19 protein-coding genes are annotated in these 22171 nt (G+C 64.1%); 11 read left to right on the plus strand and 8 right to left on the minus strand.

The annotated features are described in order from the left end of the window. Positions 1–47: 47 nt before the first annotated feature. Positions 48–2657, minus strand: a complete 2610-nt coding sequence (locus ABIB80_RS01960; protein WP_354126974.1) for a CHAT domain-containing protein — start codon at positions 2655–2657, stop codon at positions 48–50. A gap of 63 nt (positions 2658–2720) precedes the next feature. Beyond that, entirely contained in the window at positions 2721–3470 is a 750-nt protein-coding gene (locus tag ABIB80_RS01965; RefSeq protein ID WP_354126975.1) for a HugZ family pyridoxamine 5'-phosphate oxidase, read from the minus strand. Positions 3471–3712: 242 nt separating this feature from the next. Here ABIB80_RS01965 and ABIB80_RS01970 point away from each other — a divergent pair, with 242 nt between their 5' ends. The 5 genes from ABIB80_RS01970 to ABIB80_RS01990 all read left to right on the plus strand — a co-directional run bounded on the left by ABIB80_RS01970 (position 3713) and on the right by ABIB80_RS01990 (position 7706). Next, positions 3713–4414 (plus strand): response regulator transcription factor, encoded by a 702-nt coding sequence (locus tag ABIB80_RS01970; RefSeq protein WP_007597749.1) that lies wholly within the window; start codon positions 3713–3715, stop codon positions 4412–4414. Between the two features lie 116 nt (positions 4415–4530). Then, positions 4531–6336 (plus strand): sensor histidine kinase, encoded by a 1806-nt coding sequence (locus ABIB80_RS01975; protein WP_219679159.1) that lies wholly within the window; start codon positions 4531–4533, stop codon positions 6334–6336. Continuing rightward, complete coding sequence (locus ABIB80_RS01980; protein WP_354126976.1) at positions 6333–6857, plus strand: HPr kinase/phosphorylase; 525 nt, start codon at positions 6333–6335, stop codon at positions 6855–6857. Before ABIB80_RS01975 ends, ABIB80_RS01980 begins: the two co-directional genes overlap by 4 nt. A gap of 133 nt (positions 6858–6990) precedes the next feature. After that, positions 6991–7392: a PTS sugar transporter subunit IIA gene (locus ABIB80_RS01985; protein ID WP_007597752.1), complete on the plus strand. Its 402-nt coding sequence runs from the start codon at positions 6991–6993 to the stop codon at positions 7390–7392. Next, positions 7389–7706 (plus strand): HPr family phosphocarrier protein, encoded by a 318-nt coding sequence (locus ABIB80_RS01990; protein WP_007597753.1) that lies wholly within the window; start codon positions 7389–7391, stop codon positions 7704–7706. Before ABIB80_RS01985 ends, ABIB80_RS01990 begins: the two co-directional genes overlap by 4 nt. Before the next feature lie 15 nt (positions 7707–7721). On the opposite strand, the gene ABIB80_RS01995 is transcribed toward ABIB80_RS01990, so the two are convergent. After that, a complete protein-coding gene (locus tag ABIB80_RS01995; protein ID WP_354127108.1) occupies positions 7722–9347 on the minus strand; it encodes a glycosyltransferase family 39 protein in 1626 nt (541 codons plus the stop codon). A gap of 126 nt (positions 9348–9473) precedes the next feature. On the opposite strand from ABIB80_RS01995, the gene lepA reads away from it, so the two are divergent. After that, on the plus strand, positions 9474–11285 hold the full coding sequence (gene lepA, locus ABIB80_RS02000; protein ID WP_007597755.1) for a translation elongation factor 4: 1812 nt from the start codon (positions 9474–9476) through the stop codon (positions 11283–11285). Between the two features lie 216 nt (positions 11286–11501). Next, positions 11502–11789, plus strand: a complete 288-nt coding sequence (locus ABIB80_RS02005) for a hypothetical protein (protein WP_354126977.1) — start codon at positions 11502–11504, stop codon at positions 11787–11789. 208 nt (positions 11790–11997) lie between these two features. Here the strand turns inward: ABIB80_RS02005 and ABIB80_RS02010 are convergent, their stop codons facing one another. Continuing rightward, positions 11998–12771 carry an SDR family NAD(P)-dependent oxidoreductase gene (locus tag ABIB80_RS02010; protein ID WP_354126978.1) on the minus strand — a complete coding sequence of 258 codons (774 nt, stop codon included), beginning with the start codon at positions 12769–12771 and terminating at the stop codon, positions 11998–12000. Between the two features lie 165 nt (positions 12772–12936). Here ABIB80_RS02010 and ABIB80_RS02015 point away from each other — a divergent pair, with 165 nt between their 5' ends. Beyond that, positions 12937–13275 carry a response regulator gene (locus tag ABIB80_RS02015; protein WP_354126979.1) on the plus strand — a complete coding sequence of 113 codons (339 nt, stop codon included), beginning with the start codon at positions 12937–12939 and terminating at the stop codon, positions 13273–13275. A 20-nt stretch (positions 13276–13295) separates the two neighbouring features. Here the strand turns inward: ABIB80_RS02015 and ABIB80_RS02020 are convergent, their stop codons facing one another. From ABIB80_RS02020 to ABIB80_RS02030, 3 genes are all read right to left on the minus strand, one after another. Next, entirely contained in the window at positions 13296–13505 is a 210-nt protein-coding gene (locus tag ABIB80_RS02020; protein WP_007597765.1) for a hypothetical protein, read from the minus strand. 14 nt (positions 13506–13519) lie between these two features. Next, a complete protein-coding gene (locus tag ABIB80_RS02025) occupies positions 13520–13693 on the minus strand; it encodes a hypothetical protein (RefSeq protein WP_007597767.1) in 174 nt (57 codons plus the stop codon). A gap of 700 nt (positions 13694–14393) precedes the next feature. Then, positions 14394–15773 carry a TAXI family TRAP transporter solute-binding subunit gene (locus ABIB80_RS02030; RefSeq protein WP_354126980.1) on the minus strand — a complete coding sequence of 460 codons (1380 nt, stop codon included), beginning with the start codon at positions 15771–15773 and terminating at the stop codon, positions 14394–14396. 278 nt (positions 15774–16051) lie between these two features. Between ABIB80_RS02030 and ABIB80_RS02035 the strand changes: the two genes are divergently transcribed. The 3 genes from ABIB80_RS02035 to ABIB80_RS02045 all read left to right on the plus strand — a co-directional run bounded on the left by ABIB80_RS02035 (position 16052) and on the right by ABIB80_RS02045 (position 19897). Beyond that, a complete protein-coding gene (locus ABIB80_RS02035) occupies positions 16052–17677 on the plus strand; it encodes an amidase family protein (protein WP_354126981.1) in 1626 nt (541 codons plus the stop codon). A 106-nt stretch (positions 17678–17783) separates the two neighbouring features. Continuing rightward, positions 17784–18938, plus strand: a complete 1155-nt coding sequence (locus ABIB80_RS02040; RefSeq protein ID WP_354126982.1) for an acyl-CoA dehydrogenase family protein — start codon at positions 17784–17786, stop codon at positions 18936–18938. A 206-nt stretch (positions 18939–19144) separates the two neighbouring features. Next, the gene (locus ABIB80_RS02045) at positions 19145–19897 is read left to right on the plus strand and encodes a hypothetical protein (protein ID WP_354126983.1); all 753 of its coding nucleotides are present in this window, start codon (positions 19145–19147) and stop codon (positions 19895–19897) included. Between the two features lie 53 nt (positions 19898–19950). Here the strand turns inward: ABIB80_RS02045 and ABIB80_RS02050 are convergent, their stop codons facing one another. Next, entirely contained in the window at positions 19951–22113 is a 2163-nt protein-coding gene (locus ABIB80_RS02050; RefSeq protein WP_354126984.1) for a putative bifunctional diguanylate cyclase/phosphodiesterase, read from the minus strand. Between the last annotated feature and the right edge of the window lie 58 nt (positions 22114–22171).

The raw sequence follows: 22171 nt of genomic DNA on the forward strand, positions 1-22171 counted from the left end.
CGACGCACAATTCCGAAGACAGTCGCAGCGAAAATTCCAAGCCCACCCTATCTTACCGCGCCTTCGCCGATGAGCGCGAAGGGCCCCCACATCGCAGGATAGGCGTTGCGCGGTGACGAGGTGTCGTCAACGTAGGTTAACATCGCGCGGCGCAAGGCTTCGGCACGCCCCATTTTTGGTTCGTTTTTGAGCAGCTCGAAAGTCATCGTGGTCAGGCGGGTGGCAGCTTCCGAATCCACGGCCCAATGCGAGACCAGGAGTGCGCGCGCACCGGCGTAGAAGAACGAGCGCGCCAGTCCCGACAGAGCCTCGGCGCCCGGCTTGTCGCCTGCAATGGTATTGCAGGCCGACAGCACAACCCAATCCGCATTGAGCTTGAGCTGAGCGACTTCACTTGCAGTGAGGAGACCGTCGTCGAGCTCTGTCGGCTGATCGGGAATGGAGAGCGCGAGCGAGGGCTCACCCAGTCCCTTGATGTCGCCGGCAACGAGGCCGTGGGTGGCAAAGTAGATGATGCCGTATTGAGCAAGCGCTGCACGCTTGAGCGTCGTCTCGCTGGCGTCGCGGCCGAGATGAATATCGGCCTCGGCAGCGCCGACATCCCTGGCCACCGCGTTCAACTCGTCGGCGGTGTCGGGCAGTTGCGGCAACGCCTGCGCAAGCCGCGCGCGATCGACGCCGGCACCGCGCCAGAAATCGCTATAGGCAATGGTCGCGATGCTGCGCGCGGCGACCTTGCCGTTCGCGGCGCGCCGCTCGGCGGGCGCTTCCAGTGCAGGATTGAACACGGGATCGCCGAAGCCGGTCATCGGCTTCACGCTTTGGTCCCGACGCGCAAAGGCCCGCAACGATTTCAGACTGACCACCGACGGCAGCACCGAGACGGCCTGACGCCGCAGCAGCCAGGCAGCGCTGCGATAGCCTTCGAGCGTGTCGGGGATCGCAGCCTGCGGCTTCTCGGTGACGAGCAGATGAAACGGTAATGCGGTCAGCGCAGCCGACGGCACCACCAGCAGGCTGCGCTTGTCCTTTGTCAACGCATCGACCGGACCGAGCAGCGCGACATGGAGTTCGTTGGCGAGCGCGAGATCGAACAATCCGGATTTGCCGGAGGCATCGCGCGCCTTGCCGACGTCGAGTCCCTTGCGGAATGCCGTCACCTTCTGCGTCAGCGCATCCGCGCCGAGTGGGATGGCCATCCAGTCGACGCCCTCGCGCGTGATCGCGATGACATAGCTCTGCTTGTCGACGACGGAGTAGAGCACCATCGCTTCGTCGGCTGATAGCAGCAGCTGGATGTCCTTTGCCGTCAAGGGCTGGGGATTGGAGAGCGACGCGTAGTCGGGAAACTCGACCGCGAGCGTCTTCTGCAAGCCCGCACGCTCGTTGGCAATCGTTGCAATCCGCGCGCGGCTGCGCTGCTCGGTTGCGAGATCGCGCTGCGCGGATTGCTTCGACACTGCGGTGACGATCGCCTTGTCGAGTGCCTCGGATTCAGCCGCAAGATCCTGGTCCCGGCGAACCAGCTCGGCGAGCCGGTCGCTGCCGGCGGCAAGCCGAACCGCGAGCTTGTTCACGGCGGATGCGGCGGAGGATTGTGTGCCGCGCTGGATCGCGGCGAGGGCCTCGTCCAGCGCCTTGTCGCCGGGCAGCAGATCTTGTTGGCGTGCGGCAAACAGGACCGGCAACACGACGCGCAACTGGGCGCGATCGCCCCGAAGCGTCCTTTCCGCGAACGGCAATGCGTCCGCGGTGCGCCCGGCCACGTAGAGGAAATAAGCGAGATTGCTGGTCGAGGTCATGACCTCGGGATGATCAGGCCCAAGCGCGCGTTCGCGGATGAGCAGCGCGCGGCGATAGAGCGGCTCGGCGTCGCCGTAGCGCTGCTGGTGCTCGTAGAGGCCTGCGAGATTGTTCAGCGAGCGGGCGACGTCGGGATGATCCGGTCCCAGCACCTTCTCGCGGATCGCGAGCGAGCGCTTGATCGGCGCTTCCGCGTCGGCATCGCGGTTGAGATCGCGATAGACCTGGCCGAGATTGTTCAGGACCGTCGCCACCGCCGGATGCTCGGGGCCGCCGGCCTTCTGATAGATCGCGAGCGCCCGCTGAAACAACGGTTCGGCGTCTGCATAGTGCTGCTGCTTCACATAGAGCGTGGCGAGATTATTGAGCGACTGCCCGACATCGGGATGCTCGCGCGACAGCCCCTTCTCGCGAACGGCGAGCGCTCGCCTGAACAGCGGCTCGGCCTCGGCGTAGCGGCTCTGCCGCTGGTAAAGCGCGGCGAGATTGCTCAGTTCGGCTCCAATCAACGGGGTTTCGAGACCGAGCGACTTTTCCATCAGCATGATGGCGCGCTTGTAGAGCGGCTCCGCCAGATCGTCGTGGCCCTGACCGGCATGAACCTGGCCGAGGTTGTTCAGCGCGGCGGCGAGGTCGCGACCGGTGTCGCTCTTCTCCAGGCTCGCGACCATGCCTTGCGCCAACGGCAGTGCTTCCGAATATCTGCCGGCGCTCATGAGTGCGTTGATCCGCTCGCCCTCCGCGGCGAGACCTTTCTGAGCAAGGCTTGTCTGGGCAAGGCTGGGCGTGACAAACGATGCGGTGATCGCGAGCGTCAAACCCGCAACCAGCGTCAGTCTATTCCATTCTGCCATGACGCTCTCGCCGCCGCCTTCTGACCAATTATGGTCTTGGGTCGCGGCGATGGGCAGCAGCGTTCAACCTTTTGCGCTCTGGTCCATCCTGGTGCGCGCTTCGCCGACGAGGCGAACCAGCATCTTGCGCAGCAAGGTGCCATCAGTAACCCGCTCCGGGAAGTCCAGCCGCAAGGCGGTCTGGCCGTCCTGCATGTCGAGGCCCTCCGGATCGCAGCCGGTGCAGCGCCAGTCGCCCGCGGCAGCGCCCAGCAGTTTTGTTGCATAGAGGCCCATGGCCTCGCGGTGGTGGGCATTCATGTGCTCTACCGCGCCCTGCTCCGCCGCCAGCAAGTCCTCGGCCCCCGTGAGGTCCGTCAGGAATTGCTCCGGCTTGAGATCGACGATCCGGCCGAAGCCGGCGACCAGATGGGTTCCCGTAGGTCGGATCCGAAAGAAAGAAAAATCCTTAAACGAAACAAAGGCTTCCGCTGAGGGATGAGCATTGAGATACCGTCGCCGGAGCAGATCCTTGTCCGCATCGGCCGGCTCGGCATGGCCGGACAGCATGATTCGGGCACCTTCCAGCGGATCGCCCGCCGCCCGCTCATCCAGCATCAGGGACACCCTGCTGTCGGCCAGGATGTTCCTGGTGTGCACGGCCAATCCTGAGATCAGCAGGATCGGAGAGCCATCCGGATGGCTCGCCAGATTGACCAGGGAACAATAGGGATCGCCGCTGCCGGCCATCAATGTCGCCAGGGCCCCCTGCCGTGACCGCCGCAGCAGCGATTTGGCGAGCTTTCCGGGGTCGAAATCGGAGGTCGGTTGCATCGGCTTTCTCGGGTCAGGTGGTTGCATGGAGGGCCTTTTTTCGGGTAAACCGGGGCCCGGTTATGGGTCGAGATGCGGCGAATCTGCCGTGTTTCGTGGAACTTGGTCACACTTCAGCCTAGCTTGCATTGCTCGGTGACAAGGTTCGAATGCCAACATCGGCACCCATGTATGCGGCGCATCAGTGGATTGCTCGCCGTTTTCAAGCCACGACCCAAACGGAAAGCAGAAAGCAGAGGCTCATGCCCACAATCGCTTTGGTCGACGACGACCGCAACATTCTCACATCCGTCTCGATCGCGCTGGAGGCCGAAGGCTACCGCATCATGACCTATACCGACGGCGCCTCCGCGCTCGACGGTTTCCGCACCACCCAGCCCGATCTTGCCATCCTCGACATCAAGATGCCGCGCATGGACGGCATGGAGACGTTGCGCCGGCTGCGGCAGAAATCCGATCTGCCGGTGATCTTCCTGACCTCCAAGGACGAAGAGATCGACGAGCTGTTCGGCCTCAAGATGGGCGCCGACGACTTCATCCGCAAACCGTTCTCGCAGCGCCTGCTGGTCGAGCGCGTCAAGGCGGTGCTGCGCCGCTCGGCGCCGAAGGATCCGACCGTCACGCCGAAGGAGAACGACGCCAAGGCGCTCGACCGCGGCCTGCTGCGCATGGATCCTGAACGGCACACCTGCACCTGGAAAAATGAGCCGGTGACGCTGACCGTCACCGAATTCCTGATCCTGCAGGCGCTCGCGACCCGGCCCGGCGTGGTGAAGAGCCGCAACGCGCTGATGGACGCCGCCTATGACGACCAGGTCTATGTCGACGACCGCACCATCGACAGCCACATCAAGCGGCTGCGCAAGAAGTTCAAGGTCGTCGACAACGAGTTTGAGATGATCGAGACGCTCTACGGCGTCGGCTACCGCTTCAAGGAAGCCTGAGGCGCGCGCGCCTCCACGAAAGACCGAGAGCATCGCCGGTTCTGATTCCATCGGGACCGGGATGGCTCTAGGATGCGGGGACCTTCGCACGAGCTGTCCTAACGCGGGCGTGAGCATTGCTTGACCGAACGCAGCCTGACGAGAACCAGAACGCCGAGGACGTCACCGCCCGCGGCGCTCCGGATCAATTGGCCGATGACAAGCCGGCGGTGCGGGGCTGGCGTCCGCTGAACTGGCTGAAACGCGCCGGGCAGTTCTTCTTCGCGCTGTCCTTCTCGAGCCTGACCCGCCGCATCGTTTCGCTCAACCTCGCCGGCCTCGTCGCGCTGGTGGCGAGCATCCTCTATCTGTCGCAATTCCGCGCCGGCCTGATCGACGCGCGCGCGCAGAGCCTGCTGGTGCAGGCGGAGATCATCGCCGGCGCGATCGCGGCCTCCGCGACGGTGCAGACCAACGCCATCACCATCGACCCCGACCGGTTGCTCGACCTCAAGCCGGGCGAGACCTATGGCGGGTCGGACGAGTATTCCCCGCTGGATTTTCCGATCAATCCGGAGCGCGTGGCGCCGGTGCTGCGCACGCTGATCTCGCCGACCAAGACGCGCGCCCGCATCTACGACCCGAACGGCAGCCTGTTGGTCGACAGCCGCAGCCTCGATACCGTGGTGCGCTTCCCCCTGCCGTCAGTCTCCGCCGAGAAGCCGGGCATGGTCGAACGCGGCATGGTCGCGGTTCGTACTTGGCTCAATCGCGGCGACCTGCCGCTCTATCGCGAGCTCGGCCCCGAGAACGGCAATGGCTATGCGGAGGTGGGCGACGCGCTTCAGGGCCAGAAGCGCTCGATGGTGCGGGTCAATGCGCGCGGCGAGGTGATCGTCTCGGTCGCGGTCCCCGTGCTGCGCTCGCGCGCCATCCACGGCGCGCTGATGCTGTCGACGCAGGGCGACGACATCGACCAGATGGTCACCGCGGAGCGCCTCGCGATCCTCAAGGTGGGCGGTGTCGCCGCCGCGGTCATGATCATGCTGTCGCTGCTGCTCGCCAGCACGATCGCAGGTCCGGTCCGCCGGCTCGCAGACAGCGCCGAGCTGATCCGCCGCCGCATCAGGACCCGGGTCGAAATTCCCGACTTCACACGTCGTCGCGACGAGATCGGCCATCTCTCCGGTGCGCTGCGCGACATGACCAGTGCACTCTACAGCCGCATCGAAGCGATCGAGATGTTCGCCGCCGACGTCGCCCACGAATTGAAGAACCCGTTGACCTCGTTGCGCTCCGCGGTCGAGACGTTGCCGCTGGCGCGCAACGAGAACAGCCGCGCGCGGCTGCTCGAGGTGATCGAGCATGACGTCAAGCGGCTCGACCGGCTGATCTCGGACATCTCCGACGCCAGCCGCCTCGATGCCGAACTGCAGCGCCAGGATGCGATCCCGGTCGACCTGCGCCGCCTGCTGACGACGCTCGTCTCCGTCGCCAATGAAACCAAGCTCGGCCATGACGTCGCGGTCGAAATGCGTTTCGAGGGTCGCAGCCCGACCGACAATTTCGCCGTGACCGGCCACGATTCGCGGCTCGGACAGGTGGTCTCCAACCTGCTCTCGAACGCACAGTCCTTCTCCGAGCCCGGCAACAAGGTGCGCCTCACCTGCCGCCGCGTGCGCGGAGAGATCGAGATCGTGGTCGACGACGACGGCCCCGGAATCCGCGACGACGCGCTGGAGCGCATCTTCGAGCGCTTCTACACCGACCGACCTCATCAGGGCTTTGGCCAGAACTCCGGCCTCGGCCTGTCGATCTCCAAGCAGATCGTCGACGCGCATGGCGGACGCATCTGGGCGGAGAACCGTCCCGGCCCGGCGGACGAGGACGGCGCGCCTAGTGTCGTCGGCGCGCGCTTCGTGGTGAGGCTGCCGGCGCTATGAGCGACGGCGGCCCCAGCATTCACGCCTCGGCAGTCAAGGTTGGAGATCGGGCGGTGCTGATCCGCGGGCCCTCGGGCTCCGGCAAGTCGCGCCTTGCCTTCGATTTGATCATGGCGGGACGTAGCGGCGTGCTCGAAAGGGCCGTTCTGATCGGTGATGACCGTGTCCATCTGGCGACACTCGGCCGCGAAATTGAGGTCCGCCCCGCTCAGCTCCTGGCCGGCCTGATCGAGATCCGGGGGCTGGGAATCCGCCGCTGCGACTTTGTGGAGCATGCGACCGTCGGCCTCGTGGTCGATCTGGACGCCGCGGATGCGGAGCGACTGCCGCCGGCAGAATCTTTGAAAACAGTCATTTTCGGTGTCGAAATACCGCGAATACCTGTGGGCCGCGACTATTTGCCCCTCCCTCTGGTTGTCGCGGCCTTGACCACTACCAAGAGTTCATCTTCCGTTAACCCTTCAGCCGATTGTTTGAAGGGAAATGGTAACCATATGAACCCCACACTCGCGACCGAATAGACCGGCGCAGCTCCCCTTATCCATCCGTCTAGATTCAGGGAGATACGCAACATCCCCTCTTGCGCGGGGGCTCTGGATGGTCAAAGTGGCGCGTTCGTGCGGTGCACCAAAAGCGCCCGCGAGGAGTTTTCCGATGATTGGTCTAGTACTTGTGACCCACGGGCGCCTTGCCGACGAATTCAAGGCAGCGCTTGAACATGTCATGGGCCCACAAAAGCAAATCGAAGCGATCACGATCGGCGCCGAAGATGATTCCGATCTCTGTCGAAGCGACATTATCGAGGCGGTTAACCGCGTCGATTCCGGCGACGGCGTCGCGATCCTCACCGACATGTTCGGCGGCACGCCGTCCAATTTGGCAATATCCTGCATGAGCCGGCCGAAGGTCGAAGTGCTCGCGGGCATCAACCTTCCCATGCTGGTGAAGCTCGCCAAGGTGCGCGAGGAGCGTCCGCTCCCCGATGCGATCGCGATGGCCCAGGAAGCCGGCCGCAAATACGTCACCATCGCCAGCCGCGTCCTCGCCGGCAAATGAGCGACGAGGCGCCGCAAGCCGGGACGGGCGTGCCCGCGGGCGCGATCTCCAAGGACCTCCTGATCATCAACAAGCGCGGCCTGCACGCGCGGGCCTCCGCCAAGTTCGTCCAGGCCGTCGAGCGCTTCAACGCGCAGGTCTGGGTGACGCGCGGCGGCGAAACCGTCGGCGGCACCTCGATCATGGGCCTGATGATGCTCGCCGCCGGTCCCGGCACCACCATCACGGTCGCCGCTTCCGGCGACGATGCCGAAGCCGCGCTCGCGGCGATCACCGAACTCGTTGAAAGCAAATTCAACGAGGAAGGGATTTAGGCGGCTCCGCCTCGATCATTTCCCCGGCGGCGCGATGTAGATGTTCCAGCTCATCGACGGACCGGCCTTGCCGTGGGTGAAACGGCGCGTCGTCATGACGATGCGCTCGGCGTTTGGCGCAACTTCGGACACCCATTTCTCGAACGCCGGCAGGCGGCCGTCGGCCGGGTCGAACACGCCGATGAAGCCGTATCGCTTGACGTCATCGGGCGAAATCAACCCGGACCCCCAGGCTTCGAGCGGCGTGAACGCGGCCGGATGATCCGGGCTGTAGAACACCATCGGCTGGATCGACTCCATGGTGCCGGCGACGACCGCCCAGCGCGAGGCGAAGCGCGCGTGCCAGGCCTGCGTCAGCTCGCGTGCGAGATCCGAGCGCGCGCCATAAGTCGCCGTGTTGCCGGCATTGGCCGCCATCTCGCGCGCGGCGATCCACGGCGAGGCAATGAGCGTGGCAACGCTGAGCACGAGCCAGATCGCGACAATGTTGAACAGCGCCGCACTCTGCACCCGCAACGCCGGGATCGCGACCAGCGAGAGCGGCACCAGAAAGAACAGCGAGATGCCCCAATCGGTCTTCATGTAGATGCTGAAGGCCAGCGCGCCGAGCGCCGGGCCGACCGCGACGATGATCTGGATAATCCAGACGTTGCGCGCCTGCGAAGGGTTCACGCTCACATTCGCGCCGCGCGCCCAGGCCCGCGTGACGATGCGCAAGGGCGCACGCAGGAGCAGCCTGAACCAAGGCGGCACCAGCGCCATCGCCAGTGCAGCCAGCGCCACCGGCAATGCCAGCAGCGCGACATTATGCAGGGCATAGCCGGCCACCAGCTGATGCACCTGGCCGCTGTCCTCGAGGCTGTAAGTATCGCCCGCATAGGTCAGCGGCACGAAATGCGCGTCCGCCAGCCAGACGATGTGCGGGATCATCGCCACCACCATCGACGCGATCGCAACCCATGGCGCCGGCGACGACAGGAATCTCATCCGCTCCGGATGGATCAGCGCGGCGAGCCCGATGGCGCCGATCATGGTCAGCACCCAGTATTTGGTCATCAGCGCCAGCGCGCCGGCAAGGCCGAGCAAGATCCCGGATTGCCAGCTCCGCTTCTCGAACGCATTGAGATAAGCGAGCACGAGGAGCGGCAAGGTGACGAGCTGGAGCAGATCGGGATTGTACTTGAAACCCTTGAAATTGAAGATCGGGTAGAGCGCGACCATCACCACGACCAGGAACGCGCGCCGCGCATCCACGACGCGTAGCGCGATGAGCCAGCAGATCACCATACCGGTGCTGACGGTCGTCATCGCCAGCGCATAGGTCGCCCAGTCCGTCGGCGGGAACAATGTGAACCAGAGGCCGGCGACCCAGCCGGACAGCGGCGGGTGCTTGCCGTAGCCCCAGAGGAATTTCTGGCCCCAGCCCCAGGCTTCCGCGACGTCCATGTGAACGTCCTGCGCGGCCTTGAGATTAATCAGGATGAAGGTCCAGAGCACCGCATGCAGGATGGCGAGCTGGATCACCAGCCACAGGCGCGCCTCGGGGCGGGTCGCGCTGGCAACCAGCCAGGCCCGAAAGCGGGCATAGCTCACCCGGGTCTTCGCGCGCGCTCGGGCAGACGGGATCGAGGTCGTCGACATGGGCCTGGACATCAGGCGTTGCGTAGCGCGTTTCGGGCTGTCGTGGAATCAGCTTGGCGTGAACAAAGGCCCTGAAATTACAGCAATATGGTTGCCGCACGGGGATGTGAGTGGTATCCCGCGCCCATGACGACCGTCCCCATTTCCAACATCCGCAATTTCTCCATCGTCGCCCATATCGACCATGGCAAATCGACGCTGGCCGACCGCCTGATTCAGATGACCGGCGGCCTCACCGACCGCGAAATGGCGGGCAAGGAGCAGGTGCTCGATTCCATGGACATCGAGCGTGAGCGCGGCATCACGATCAAGGCGCAGACGGTGCGCCTCGCCTACCGCGCCAAGGACGGCAAGGATTACATCTTCAACCTGATGGACACGCCCGGCCATGTCGACTTCGCCTACGAAGTCTCGCGGTCGTTGGCGGCCTGCGAGGGTTCCCTGCTGGTGGTCGACGCCAGCCAGGGCGTCGAGGCGCAGACGCTCGCCAACGTCTACCACGCGCTCGATGCGGGGCATGAGATCGTTCCGGTCCTGAACAAGGTCGACCTCCCCGCCGCAGAGCCCGAGAAGGTCAAGCAACAGATCGAGGACGTCATCGGCATCGACGCCTCCGAGTCCGTGATGATCTCGGCCAAGACCGGTCTCGGCGTGCCCGACGTGCTGGAGGCGATCGTCACCCGCCTGCCGCCGCCGAAGGGCGACCGCGAAGCGACGCTGAAGGCGCTGCTGGTCGACAGCTGGTACGACGTCTATCTCGGCGTGGTGGTGCTGATCCGCGTCGTCGACGGCGTCATGAAGAAGGGCAGCCGCGTCCGCATGATGGGCACGGGTGCGGCCTATGACATCGAGCGCGTCGGCTTCTTCACCCCGAAGATGACGCAGGTCGACGAGCTCGGCCCCGGCGAGATCGGCTTCATCACCGCCGCGATCAAGGAAGTGGCCGACACCCGCGTCGGCGACACCATCACCGACGACAAGAAGCCTGTCACCGAGATGCTGGCGGGCTTCAAGCCGGCCATTCCCGTGGTGTTCTGCGGCTTGTTCCCCGCCGACGCCGACGACTTCGAGACCTTGCGCGCGGCGATGGGCAAGCTGCGCCTCAACGATGCCAGCTTCTCCTACGAGATGGAGACCTCGGCCGCACTCGGCTTCGGCTTCCGCTGCGGCTTCCTCGGGCTGTTGCACCTGGAGATCATCCAGGAGCGTCTGTCGCGCGAATTCGATCTCAACCTGATCGCGACCGCGCCGAGCGTGATCTACAAGATGAGCCTGACCGACGGGCAGGAAATCTCGATCCACAATCCTGTCGACATGCCTGATGTGGTCAAGATCGCGGAGATCCAGGAGCCCTGGATCGAGGCCACGATCCTCACGCCCGACGAATATCTCGGCAGCGTGCTCAAGCTGTGCCAGGACCGCCGCGGCGTGCAGAAGGAGCTGACCTACGTCGGCTCCCGCGCCATGGTGAAATACGATCTGCCGCTCAACGAGGTCGTGTTCGACTTCTACGACCGCCTGAAGTCGGTCTCCAAAGGCTACGCCTCGTTCGACTATCATCTCACCGACTACAAGCCGGCCGATCTGGTGAAGATGCAGATCCTCGTCAACAACGAGCCGGTCGACGCGCTCTCGATGCTGGTCCACCGCACCCGCGCGGAGGGGCGCGGCCGCGCCATGGTCGAGAAGATGAAGGATTTGATCCCGCCGCACATGTTCCAGATCCCGATCCAGGCGGCGATCGGCGGCAAGGTGATCGCCCGCGAGACGGTGCGTGCGCTGCGCAAGGACGTCACCGCAAAGTGCTACGGCGGCGACATCACGCGTAAGCGCAAACTTCTGGAGAAGCAGAAGGAAGGCAAGAAGAAGATGCGGCAGTTCGGCAAGGTCGACATCCCGCAGGAAGCCTTCATCGCCGCGCTGAAGGTGGATAGCTGAGGCGAAGGCCTAGCCCGGCTCGAGCGAAACAACACAGGTCCGGTAGGGATGTTTGGGGCCGGATAACAAAAAACGCGAAAACAACCCCATGCACAGTAGCCGGCACGTTGTTGGCACAAGGTTTTTCCAACTTCCGATTTTACGAATCCTGTTTGACTCGTCGGGCAAAACAGGAGCATGACGGCATCATGGCAGCGGTGCGGTCGGCAGGCGGCGATGTCCCATCAAAGCAAACCAGTCGTGCTCGTGGCCCGAATACCGGCAGAGGGTATCGCGAACTTTCGAGCCTACAAGGGCGCGGTTCTGCCGCTATTGCCCGAGTTCAACGGACGTCTGGACCGTCGGCTTCGAACTCCGGATGGCAGCATCGAGATGCACATCGTCAGCTTCGCATCCGATGAGGACTTTCAAAACTATCGGAATGACCCTCGGCGGACAGGTCAGGCCTCGTTGCTGGAAAAATCAGCAGCCAAGCTGGAAGTGTTTCCGATAGCGGACGTCTGACGGACCTCACGCGAGGTCTTCGGTGCGATTGGAAGAACACCGGCTCGACGAGGCATCGGTGCACATTCCGGTCATTTGGACCAACGCCCGATCAGCTCGTAGGATGGGTTGAGCTCTTGCGAAACCCATCGGCCGACGAGCGCTGTCTGGAAGTTTGATGGGTTTCGCTTGCGCTCTACCCATCCTACGAGCATCAGGCGAATTGCTTCTACGCCGGAGGCAACGTCACCCCTGTGAACTCGCCCAGCTTGTCCAGAAGCCGCTCCTGAAAATCGGGATCGGTCGCTTCGTGGGCCGGCTCTTGTTGCCGGAGGTCATGCCAGTAACGACCGCTGACCAGGGCGGCGGGATCATCGCTCACGGCCAGCCAGGTCTGCGTCCGTTGTCCGGTGGCCACGCCGACCGGCGCTCCGGCACCGCCCATTTTGGTGCGTACCCAGCCGGGATCGACGGCGTTGCTCAGCACCTGCGGCCAACGCCGCGCCAAGGCAAAGGTCAGTGCGACCATGTGCAGCTTGCTCTCGGCGTACGCCTTGGCCGGATCCCAGGTTCGCCTCGTCCAGTCGAGATCGCCTAGCGATCCCTCTCCGCCACGATGTAGTCCGCTGCTGAGATACACCAGCCGATCGGGGCGTTTCATCAGGGCGGTGAGCAAATAGGGCGCGAGCGTGTTGACCGCCAGGGTGGTGGCGTGGCCTTCGGGCGTCGGGCCGCGGCTGCGCTCGGTATAGACGCCGGCGTTGTGGATGACCGCGTCCATTCGTCCGATCGCGTTGACCTGATCTGCCACATGCCTCGTCTGGGCGGCGCTCTTGAGATCGCCGATCACGACCCGTGCGGAATGCGAGTCAAGCTCGGAGATTGCCGCCGCACGTTCCGCCGATCGTGCGTGCAGGACGATTTGGTGGCCCTGTTCGAGGAGAGACTGGGCAGCTGCGCGGCCCAGACCGTCCGTGCTGCCCGTGATGAAGACGATTGCCATTGCCACTCCTGTCCGATCCCCGCTTCGGCGCCTCCGTCGAAGCCTCAAGGAGAATGCAACATGTTCGACTGATCATGCCGTGCGCAGGTCGCTGCGAACGAAGACATCACAACCAAACAATCTTCCGGGATGCGCATTAACATCCGATAAGTTGGGAATGACCGCATGTCGAATTTCGTCATGCTGCTGGTCGAGGATGACTCGCTCCAGCGCGAAGTTCTATCCGACCTCCTCAAGGACGAAGGGTTCGAAGTCGTCGAATGTGCCACCGCAGAAGCGGCGGAGCTTATCGTGGCGTCGACGGGCACGGAGCTGCGGGCGCTCATCACCGATCACAACCTCGCAGGGAGAATGACCGGGCTCGAGCTCGCAGAGTACGCTCGCAGTGCCCATCCGGGGCTGAACATCGTGCTGATGTCCGGGACAATGATGGCGCCGCTGCCGCCCAACACGACCTTTTTGCGCAAGCCGTTTGCGCCAGCTCATTTGCTGGCGGCCGTGTAGAACGGGGATTTCCTCGAGGGTCATCCGCCCGAATTTTCCGCGCCGACGGCGTTCTCGCTCTCCGGCACCGTCAGTCGGACGGAGTGACCCTGCCGCATGGCGAGCGATGCCGCCGCAACAGCCGCCTCGAAGGCGGCTTCCTTGGTCTGGTAAGTGTTCCGGATTCCGCCATCGTGGTCGACGTGCCAGGCACCGTCCCTGCCAACAACATCATAGGCTGCGAGGCCCATAGTCTGTCCCTCCTTCATGCGTCCGGTGTTGCCTTGGACGCCTGGGTGCTGCTCACCGGGTCCGACGCCGGGAAACTATCCTTCAAGCCCTTGTCCAACTCGTCGTCCTTGGCCTTGTCGCGTCGGATGCCATGCTTGAGATCTTCCGCGTTCTTGTCCGGCGGCGCCGGATCGAATTTCTCGGTCATGCAAGTGTCCTTTCGCTACCTCAAACGCCTGGAGCTGATGACCGTTCCTCCGAAGGAACCGACGCAGTGGGGGTTTGCTGTTGAATGGCACAACCAGAAAGCGCGCGCAGCACAGTGTTCCTTCATCTCGGTTGCATCTTCTGCTACAACACATCCTGGGATAGCACGACGCATCCCTGCGATCAGGAGAAGGCAATGAAAGCTTCGGTTTTAGCGTTAGGGGGCTTGATCATTTTGTCGATCACATCAGCGAACGCAGCTCCCAAAGCCACGGCCGCCCCGACCACGGCAGCCAGCCCGGTCGCATGTTCCACCTCGGGTGGCGGCTTCGGGAGCTACCCGTCAGGCTGCCGAAACGGAGCAAACTTTAAGTCCTACAATGAATGCAAGGAATCAGGCGTCAAGCGCGGCCGGAGACACGAAGACATGGCGTGGTACTGCAGCGGTCTGGGACTGCAATAGCGAGGGGTCATTGCGCTTTTCACGGAGCGAACCCGGCGCGCCGGCTGGAGCAGGATGGGTTGAGCTCTTGCGAAACCCATCGCTCGACGAGCGCAGTCTAGAAGTTTGATGGGTTTCGCTTCCGCTCAACCCATCCGACGAGCTTTCTCAGTCACCGCTGAGACCTTCTACGCGGCATTGGATTGAGGGCGGCGCGCTATCGATTGAGCGAAGCTCAAGATACCAAAGCCAGTATCGCCTAGCGCCGCGCAGCGAGCACGTTCGAAGGAGGGGTTTGCAACGCTGCGCGCCTCTCGCTGAGGGCATGATCGAACAGTTCGAGCACCAGGCCGAAGGCTGCCAGCTCCTCCTCCTCGATGGCGCCGTCATCGTAGCAGCCGAGCGTTTCCTCGATGATCGCGTCGACCTCCTGCTGCATGGCCAGCAGTTCGTGGTCGAACTCCGCGGTGCGCACCTTGGAAACCAGGGCCAGAATCCTGTTGCGATGGCTGGTGTTCTCGTCCCTTTCGTCCCGATTCAGATATTGACGCAACCAGGCGCCGGCCGAGCCAATGCCGGAGAGAAGCAGGAGCGCAAACCAGAAATAGTCGCCGTACCTGTCGAGGAAGGTGCGCTCGGTCCCGTCGATCACCGCCGCCGCTCCCCGGTGAACCGGCAGCTCGGCTTCCTTCTCGGTGTCCGGCTTGGTGATTTGCGCAGCGCCAGGCACCTGCCTGGCAATTGACTGGCGGAGGGCGAATTGCTGTCGGTAAAAGGCTGACACTGTCGTCTCGGACAAGGCTTTCTGTGCGACGATCAAATGGCTGACACTGACGGTCTCCACCTTGTCATCCGGCCGGGCTGGATTCGCATTGAAAATGCTTGGCGGAATTTCCTCCGATTCATAACGAGGATGCTTTAGGGCGATGGCTTCCGATGCGTCGATCGCGAGAAATTTCGGCTCGCCCCGCGTCCGGGCGGTCGCGGCAATCGCGTCGGCGGTTATCTTGCTGTCGAGCGGACCGACCGCCATGAAGGCGTCGAGGCTCGGGTCCCGCGCCAGCTCCTCGAACTGGCCCGTGCCGAATTGAGTGACCGTGACCTTGTCCGGCTCCACACCGGCGGCGCTCAGGATCACCCTCAGCAACGCGGCGTTCGCCGGGGTCGCGCCGATCACCCCCACCTTGTGTCCCGCGAGATCGGCGACCTCCTTGATTTTCGCCGCCGGCTTTCGCTTGGAGCCCTTGCCCGCCGGTCCCGAAGAAGACCACAGCACGACGAAGTTCTTGCGTAAGATGACGACTGTTTGCGCGTCGGCGGGCATTTCCAGATCGCCGCGACCCACCGCAAGGTCGACCTTGCCGGCACCGAGCAGAGCGAGAGCTTCGGCCGCTCCGGCGGTCGTGATCGGAGACAGCCTCACGGTCCTGCTCTCGTTGACAAAGGCCTCGGTCATCGCCTCGATCACTTTGTGATCGTTGCTTCCCGGCGGTCCGACGGCAATCCGAAGAGTTATCGGCCGCAGCGCGTAATACAATGTACCCGCAGCGGCACCGAAAACGAGAAATCCGATGGCTAAAATCAGCAGTAGGGTCTTCGTCTGTCTCCGCCCTCGGCGGGCTGCGTCACCGCGTTTCATCGGAGCATCAGACGAGGACATTTGCCGCTGCCGGTTGGAGGTCAAAATCGCTGCCTGTTTCGGAACAGTATCATGCTCTTCTGGACAACGATAATGTCCGAGCAGCACCAATAGTTTCTTAGGGCCGGCGTGAGCTCTTCGAGCTTGCGCTATCATCTCCGATTCCGCACTTCACGTAGTGATTGCCGGATTGACGCCACACCACCTTGATCCTCCTCTGCAAATAGATCACCATCGCGCGATTGACCGCTCACGGCAGAATGGGCGAGGAAACGCGCATGTCCGAGCTTCCTGGAGCTGGCCTGACTGAACGGACGCCGTCTGCACCGACCATGCAGATGCTCGCGCACGCGCCGATGAGCGACATCGTCGATGCCCTGGCCGGCGGGCGGATCACCGCGAGGGCACTGGCCGAATTCTATCTTGCCCGCATCGCGGTCTATGACTGCGATGGGCCTAAACTCAACTCGGTCCGCGCGCTCAATCCCGATGCGCTCGCGGGCACGCTCGACGGCACGAGGCCGTCGGTCCAGCGGCCGCTGGCGGGCGTACCGATCCTGCTGAAGGACAATATCGCGACCGGCGACGAACAGCCGACCACGGCGGGCTCGCTGGCGCTCGAGGGCGCGCACGCCAGGGATGATGCCACCATCGTCAAGCTGCTGCGGAGCGCCGGCGCGGTGCTCCTGGGCAAGGCGAACCTGACGGAGTTCGCCAACATGCTCGCGATCGACATGCCCTCGGGCTATTCATCGCTGGGCGGGCAGGTGAAGAACCCCTACGCACCAGGCCTGATGGACGAGCGCGGCATCCCGGTTCTGACCCCAGGGGGCTCAAGCTCGGGTTCGGCCGTCGCGGTGGCAGCCGGACTGTGCGCGGCCTCGATCGGTACCGAAACCTCGGGCTCGCTGCTGTTTCCTGCCAGCCTGAACGGACTGGTCACCGTGAAGCCGACGGTCGGGCTGATCAGCCGTGCCGGCATCCTGCCGCTCGCGCACAGCCAGGACACCGCCGGGCCTATGACGCGCACGGTGCGCGATGCGGCGATGCTGCTGAATGTGCTGGCTGCCAAGGACCCGCTCGACCCAGTGACGCAAGCGCAGCGGCGCCCGGCCGACTACACCGCCGGCCTCGCGTCGGACGCCGTTAAGGGCGCGCGCATCGGCGTGCCGAGCGACCCCGCTGACCCGCTGAACGATTGCTATTACGGCAAGCTGCTGCCCGACAGGTTCAAGCTGATGACCGAAACGATCAAGACGCTGGAAGATCTCGGCGCCGTCATCGTGCGCGCCAACATGCCGACGCTCGGCTGGATCGGTGGGCCGGGCACAACTATGGCGGTGCTCAATTGCAATCCCCTAAGCAGCCAAAAAGGCACGGTCGTGCGGCCGCCGGTCGTCTTCCTTTACGAGTTGAAGAGTGATCTTAATCTCTATCTGAGGGACTGGGCCACCAATACTGACATCAAGACCATTGCCGACGTCGTGGCCTTCAACAACGCGAACGCGGGAAAGGCGCTGCGCTTCGGCCAGGACTTCTTCCTCGCCGCCGACCTGACCAGAGGCGACTTGAGCGAACGTGTGTACAAATCTGCACGTGCCATGGATCTGCTCTCCGCCAAGACGCACGGTATGGACGCCTACATGAACCGGCACGAGCTCGACGCCGTGCTATTCCCAGGCGCAACTGGCGCGGCGATCGCCGCCAAGGCGGGCTATCCCAGCGTCATGGTGCCCGGCGGCTTCATCTCGGGAACGTTCGACGGCAAAGACACGCCTGATTATCCGCTCGGCGTCACCTTCGCAGGGCGCGCCTGGAGCGAGCACAAGCTGCTGCGTCTGGCGTATGCCTTCGAGCAAGCAAGCAACGCTCGCAAGCCGCCGCCGGGCTTGCCCGCGCTGTGATGTCATCCGCGTGCGCGCGAAATTGCGCGACAGCTTGATCCTCCCTGCCAGATAGACCACCATCGCACCACTTACCGCTCACGGCAGAAGGGGCGAGGAAACGCGAATGAACACTATTTCCGGCGTCGATCTGGGCGAACGCGCCCGCGCCATCGCGCCGCTCATCGCGGGCGAGGCTGACGATATCGAGCGGACGCGGCGGCTGACGCCGGCCGTCGTCGACGCGCTGATCGAGAACGGGCTCTATCGCGCGCTGCTGCCGCAGAGTCTTGGCGGGGTCGAAGCGCCGCCGGAAGCCTTCATGCAGATGCTTGAGGAGATCGCCAAGGCCGATGCCTCCACCGCCTGGTGCCTTGGTCAATGCGCGGTCTGCGCGATGATCGCGGCCTCGCTCGACCACGACACCGCGCAGGAGATCTTCAACACGGCGCCGGGCATCCTCGCCTGGGGCGCAATCGCGCATGAGGCGCGCATCGTCGAGGGCGGCTATCGCGTCACGGCGCGCTGGGATTTTGCCTCGGGCTCGCGGCAGGCGAGCTGGCTCGGGGCGCATGTCCGCATCGTCGGCGCCGACGGCACGCCGCGGAAAAATGCCGACGGCTCGGCGGAGGTGCGCACCATCCTGTTTCCGGTCGCCAGCGCCGTGCTGCACGACGTCTGGCAGGCGATCGGGCTCGCCGGCACCGGCACCGATTCCTACGAGGTCGCCGACCTGTTCGTCCCCGAGCGCTTCACCGCGTTTCGTGACGTGCCGTCCGCGCTACGCGAGCAGGGTCCACTTTACAGGATCGGCACCGGCTCGACCTTCAGCCTCGGCTTTGCCGCGGTGTCGCTCGGCGTGGCGCGCGCCACGCTGGATGCCGCGATCGCGCTGGCGCGCGGCAAGCATCAGTCGCTGGCGGCCAGCGCCATGCACGACAACCCGGCGGTCCAGGGCCTGATCGGCCGCACCGAGGGCGACCTGCGGGCCGCGCGCGCCTATCTCTATGCGACCGCAAGCGCGATGTGGCGCGATCTCTGCGCGACCGGCGCGTTCAGCGCGGCGCATCGGAGCTCGGTTCGCCTCGCCGCGACCTGGACCATTCACCAGTCGGCCAAGGTGGTCGACACCGCCTATCACATGGCCGGCGCGACCGCCGTATTCCGCAGCAATCCGTTCGAGCGCCGCTTTCGCGACATGCACGCCATCGCCCAGCAGATCCAGGCGCGCGACACCCATTACGAGGATGTCGGTAAGATGATCCTTTCAGGGGACCGCTGACGTCAACCAGTTGCGAAAGTGCACGCACGCTGACCTATATTGAGTTCGCCATCCGGCGTCTTCGTCGCTGAACCTTGGTGAATTTTCTCCGACTAATTTCCATAGCTACAGGACGACGGCTTTTCCGCCGTGACCGCGCCGACCATATGGAAGCGATAATTCCGAATTGTTTTTAGCGCGCTGCATTTGCGCAAGAGAGGTCCGTTATGGGCCGAACAGCTGGCAGGAAAGTCAGTTGCCATGCCATTCAGGGTCATGCGCCGGGATGGCACCATGGTGGCATGCTCATTGTTGCCACCCTCTGCACCGCATGCACGCTCCTGTTTGCGAGCGAAGCCGTGGCGCAATGCTCGGCGCGAGACGTCCTGCGGAATCAGCTGAAGCTCAAGCAGGCGCCGTCTGATCGGCCGCAAGTCCCAATCAAATCCGCCGTCGATCTCCCCGCGTGGAAGACGATCAGGATCGGGACGTTTGCAAACTTCTTCGCCCTCAGTAACGCTTTGGATGCGGCAGGTTGTGGCATCGGAAACTCGGCCGGCGAAATTCTGGCGCGGCCAACGTTTACCGTTAGCGCCACGAAAACGAGTGTAGAGCTTTTCACGGTGTCGGCAGCCGAACTGGGCTTTCGGACCGACACGGCGTTGCTGGCGGAGATCTATGCGCGCGCCAAACAATTGGGTTTCGGCCTGGCGGCTGCAGAAGTCGGACCACAACTGAGGCTTCAATATTTCGACCAGCCGATCGGCGAGTTTCTCATCATCGGAATGGAGCCAATCGGGACCTGGCAGGGCGCGCCCGTCATCTTGAATGTAGCCAATGGCGGCGCGGGACTCATCCTCATCGGCCAGGATGGCAGTGCCGAGGCACAGATCCCCGCGGCATCCCGGTTCGTATTCGTGCGGTCCCATGAAACCGCTCCTGCCGAGGAGCAAGAGGCCGTAACACTTGTCGGTCGGTGAGCTTCCAGGTTTGGGCATGTCGAGACGCGAGACAACAGGTCAGCATCCTAACTCTAGGCCACCAGCGCGGCGTCTTCCTCGGCACCGTCGATGCCGCGCTGCGCGGCGAGCAGGCTGATGATCTCGGCATTCGGCCGGGCCTTGCTGAACAGAAAGCCCTGGCCTTCGTCGCAGCCTTCGGCACGCAGGCAGCTCAGCTCGGCTTCGGTCTCGACGCCTTCGGCGGTGATGGTGACGCCGAGGCCTTTGCCGAGGCTGACGATGGAGCGGATGATCGCCTGGGCCTCGCGATTGGCGCCGAGATCGCGCACGAAGGACTGGTCGATCTTGATCTTGTCGAAGGGGAAGCTGCGCAGATAGCTCAGGCTGGAATAGCCGGTGCCGAAATCGTCCATCGAGATGCGCACGCCGAGCGCGCGCAGCGCATGCAGCGCCGCCAGCACCTGGGCGCTCTTTTCCAGCAGCAGCGTTTCCGTGATCTCGAGCTCGAGCCGCCGCGGCGGCAGGCCGGAATGCTTCAGCGCATCCGTCACCACCGAAAGCAGATTGCCGCTGCGGAACTGAAGCGGCGACAGGTTGACGGCGACGCGGACGTCGTCCGGCCAGGTCGCTGCGTCGTGACAGGCCCGGCGCAGCATCAGGCCGCCGAGCGGATTGATCAGCCCGGTTTCTTCCGCGACCGGAATGAACTCGGCCGGCGAAACCATGCCGCGCTCGGCATGCGGCCAGCGCACCAGCGCCTCGAAGCCGGTAATGCGGCCGCTCTGGAGGTCGATCAGCGGCTGGTAATACGGCCGCAGGACGTCGTTCTGGATGGCGTCGCGCAGCTCGACCTCGATCTTGCGGCGGGTCTGCGCTTTCGCATCGAGCGCCGCCTCGAAGAACGCGAACGAGCCGCGCGCATCCAGCTTCGCGCGCGACAGCGCCATGTCGGCGCTCTTGAGCAGCTTTTCGGAATCGTCGCCGTCGCCCGGCGCCATCGCGATGCCGATGGAGGCGCTTATCACCACGGAATGGCCGTCGAGCAGATAGGGATCGGCGATGGCTTCGAGCAGGCGCTTGGCCAGCAGCACCGCATCCTCGGGACGCGTCAGGCCGCTCTGCACGATCGCGAACTCGTCCGAGTTCAGCCGCGCCAGCGCGTCGTCCTCGCGCAAGGACGAACGCAGCCGCTTGGCGACGCCGCGCAGCAGCTTGTCGCCGACCGCGTGCCCCAGCGTGTCGTTGACCGCCTTGAAATTGTCGAGCCCCAGCATCAGCAGGGCGACCTTGTCGGTGCTGCGCCTCGTATGCAGCAGCATCTCGTCGACCTGCTGGCGCAGCAGATTGCGGTTCGGCAGACCGGTCAGCCCGTCATGCTGGGCCATGAAGGCGAGCCGCGCCTCGGCGCGCTTGCGCTCGGTGATGTCCATCAGCGCGAGCAGCACCGCGGGCCGCTCGGCATAGGTCAGTTCGCGGGAATAGATCGCAAGGTCGATCAGGGCGCCATCGGCCTTGACGTGCTTCCAGGTGCGTCCGGCCTGCTCCTCACCGGCCGAAGCGGCGGTCCAGGGCGGCTCATTGTCGAAAGCCTGAAGGGAACGGATCGTCAGCCGCTCGAACTCGGCGCGGCTATAGCCGTAATGGGCGACCGCGGCATCGTTGACGCCGAGGATGCGCTCGTCGTCCAGCGCGCAGACGATCATGGGGACCGGATTGCCGTCGAACAGCAGCCGGAACGAGGCCTCGCGCTGCTTCAACTCGGTGATGTCGACGCGCAGGCCGACGACGCCGCCGTCCTCGGTCAGCCGCTCGTCAATCAGGATGACGCGGCCGTCCGCCAGCTTCTGCTCGTGGCGCGAGCCGGGCTGATAGAGCTTTTGCAGCCGCTCCGCGATCCATTCTTCCTCATGGCCGGCAGCCTCGGGATAGTCGCCGCGGGCGACGCCGATGCGCAGCGTGTCCTCGAGGCGCGCGCCTTCCTCGAACAGATCGGCGGTCTTGCTGTAGATCTCCGCGTATTGCTTGTTCCAGAGGACATAGCGGCCCTCGGCATCGAGAAACACGATGCCCTGCGGCAGGATGTCGATGGCCTGGCGCAGGCGCTCATGGGATTTGCGCGCTTCCGCGATCGCAGCCTCGGCACGGCGGCGCAGAACTTCGTCGCGTTCGGACGGAGGATGATGGGCGCGCGCAAAGCGCGGCTTGCGCGGGTGCAGGCCGGACCTGCCAAGCACGCTTCCCTTTCGCTTTTTTGGCTTTCGAAACCCCAAACTCAACTTCACTCGCCCCAGT

Origin of the sequence: Bradyrhizobium sp. i1.15.2, from assembly GCF_040548425.1 — a bacterium.
GTDB classification, from domain to species: domain Bacteria; phylum Pseudomonadota; class Alphaproteobacteria; order Rhizobiales; family Xanthobacteraceae; genus Bradyrhizobium; species Bradyrhizobium canariense.

Excerpts from the sequence above, each read along its gene's own strand:
- ABIB80_RS01960 (WP_354126974.1), bottom strand. The coding sequence starts at position 2,657 with ATGGCAGAATGGAATAGACTGACGCTGGTTGCGGGTTTGACGCTCGCG.
- ABIB80_RS02040 (WP_354126982.1), top strand. The coding sequence starts at position 17,784 with ATGAACACTATTTCCGGCGTCGATCTGGGCGAACGCGCCCGCGCCATC.
- ABIB80_RS01965 (WP_354126975.1), bottom strand. The coding sequence starts at position 3,470 with ATGCAACCGACCTCCGATTTCGACCCCGGAAAGCTCGCCAAATCGCTG.
- ABIB80_RS02005 (WP_354126977.1), top strand. The coding sequence starts at position 11,502 with ATGTCCCATCAAAGCAAACCAGTCGTGCTCGTGGCCCGAATACCGGCA.
- ABIB80_RS02045 (WP_354126983.1), top strand. The coding sequence starts at position 19,145 with ATGGGCCGAACAGCTGGCAGGAAAGTCAGTTGCCATGCCATTCAGGGT.
- ABIB80_RS02010 (WP_354126978.1), bottom strand. The coding sequence starts at position 12,771 with ATGGCAATCGTCTTCATCACGGGCAGCACGGACGGTCTGGGCCGCGCA.
- ABIB80_RS01990 (WP_007597753.1), top strand. The coding sequence starts at position 7,389 with ATGAGCGACGAGGCGCCGCAAGCCGGGACGGGCGTGCCCGCGGGCGCG.
- lepA (WP_007597755.1), top strand. The coding sequence starts at position 9,474 with ATGACGACCGTCCCCATTTCCAACATCCGCAATTTCTCCATCGTCGCC.
- ABIB80_RS01980 (WP_354126976.1), top strand. The coding sequence starts at position 6,333 with ATGAGCGACGGCGGCCCCAGCATTCACGCCTCGGCAGTCAAGGTTGGA.
- ABIB80_RS01995 (WP_354127108.1), bottom strand. The coding sequence starts at position 9,347 with ATGTCGACGACCTCGATCCCGTCTGCCCGAGCGCGCGCGAAGACCCGG.
- ABIB80_RS02030 (WP_354126980.1), bottom strand. The coding sequence starts at position 15,773 with ATGAAACGCGGTGACGCAGCCCGCCGAGGGCGGAGACAGACGAAGACC.
- ABIB80_RS01970 (WP_007597749.1), top strand. The coding sequence starts at position 3,713 with ATGCCCACAATCGCTTTGGTCGACGACGACCGCAACATTCTCACATCC.
- ABIB80_RS02025 (WP_007597767.1), bottom strand. The coding sequence starts at position 13,693 with ATGACCGAGAAATTCGATCCGGCGCCGCCGGACAAGAACGCGGAAGAT.
- ABIB80_RS02015 (WP_354126979.1), top strand. The coding sequence starts at position 12,937 with ATGTCGAATTTCGTCATGCTGCTGGTCGAGGATGACTCGCTCCAGCGC.
- ABIB80_RS02035 (WP_354126981.1), top strand. The coding sequence starts at position 16,052 with ATGTCCGAGCTTCCTGGAGCTGGCCTGACTGAACGGACGCCGTCTGCA.
- ABIB80_RS02020 (WP_007597765.1), bottom strand. The coding sequence starts at position 13,505 with ATGGGCCTCGCAGCCTATGATGTTGTTGGCAGGGACGGTGCCTGGCAC.
- ABIB80_RS01985 (WP_007597752.1), top strand. The coding sequence starts at position 6,991 with ATGATTGGTCTAGTACTTGTGACCCACGGGCGCCTTGCCGACGAATTC.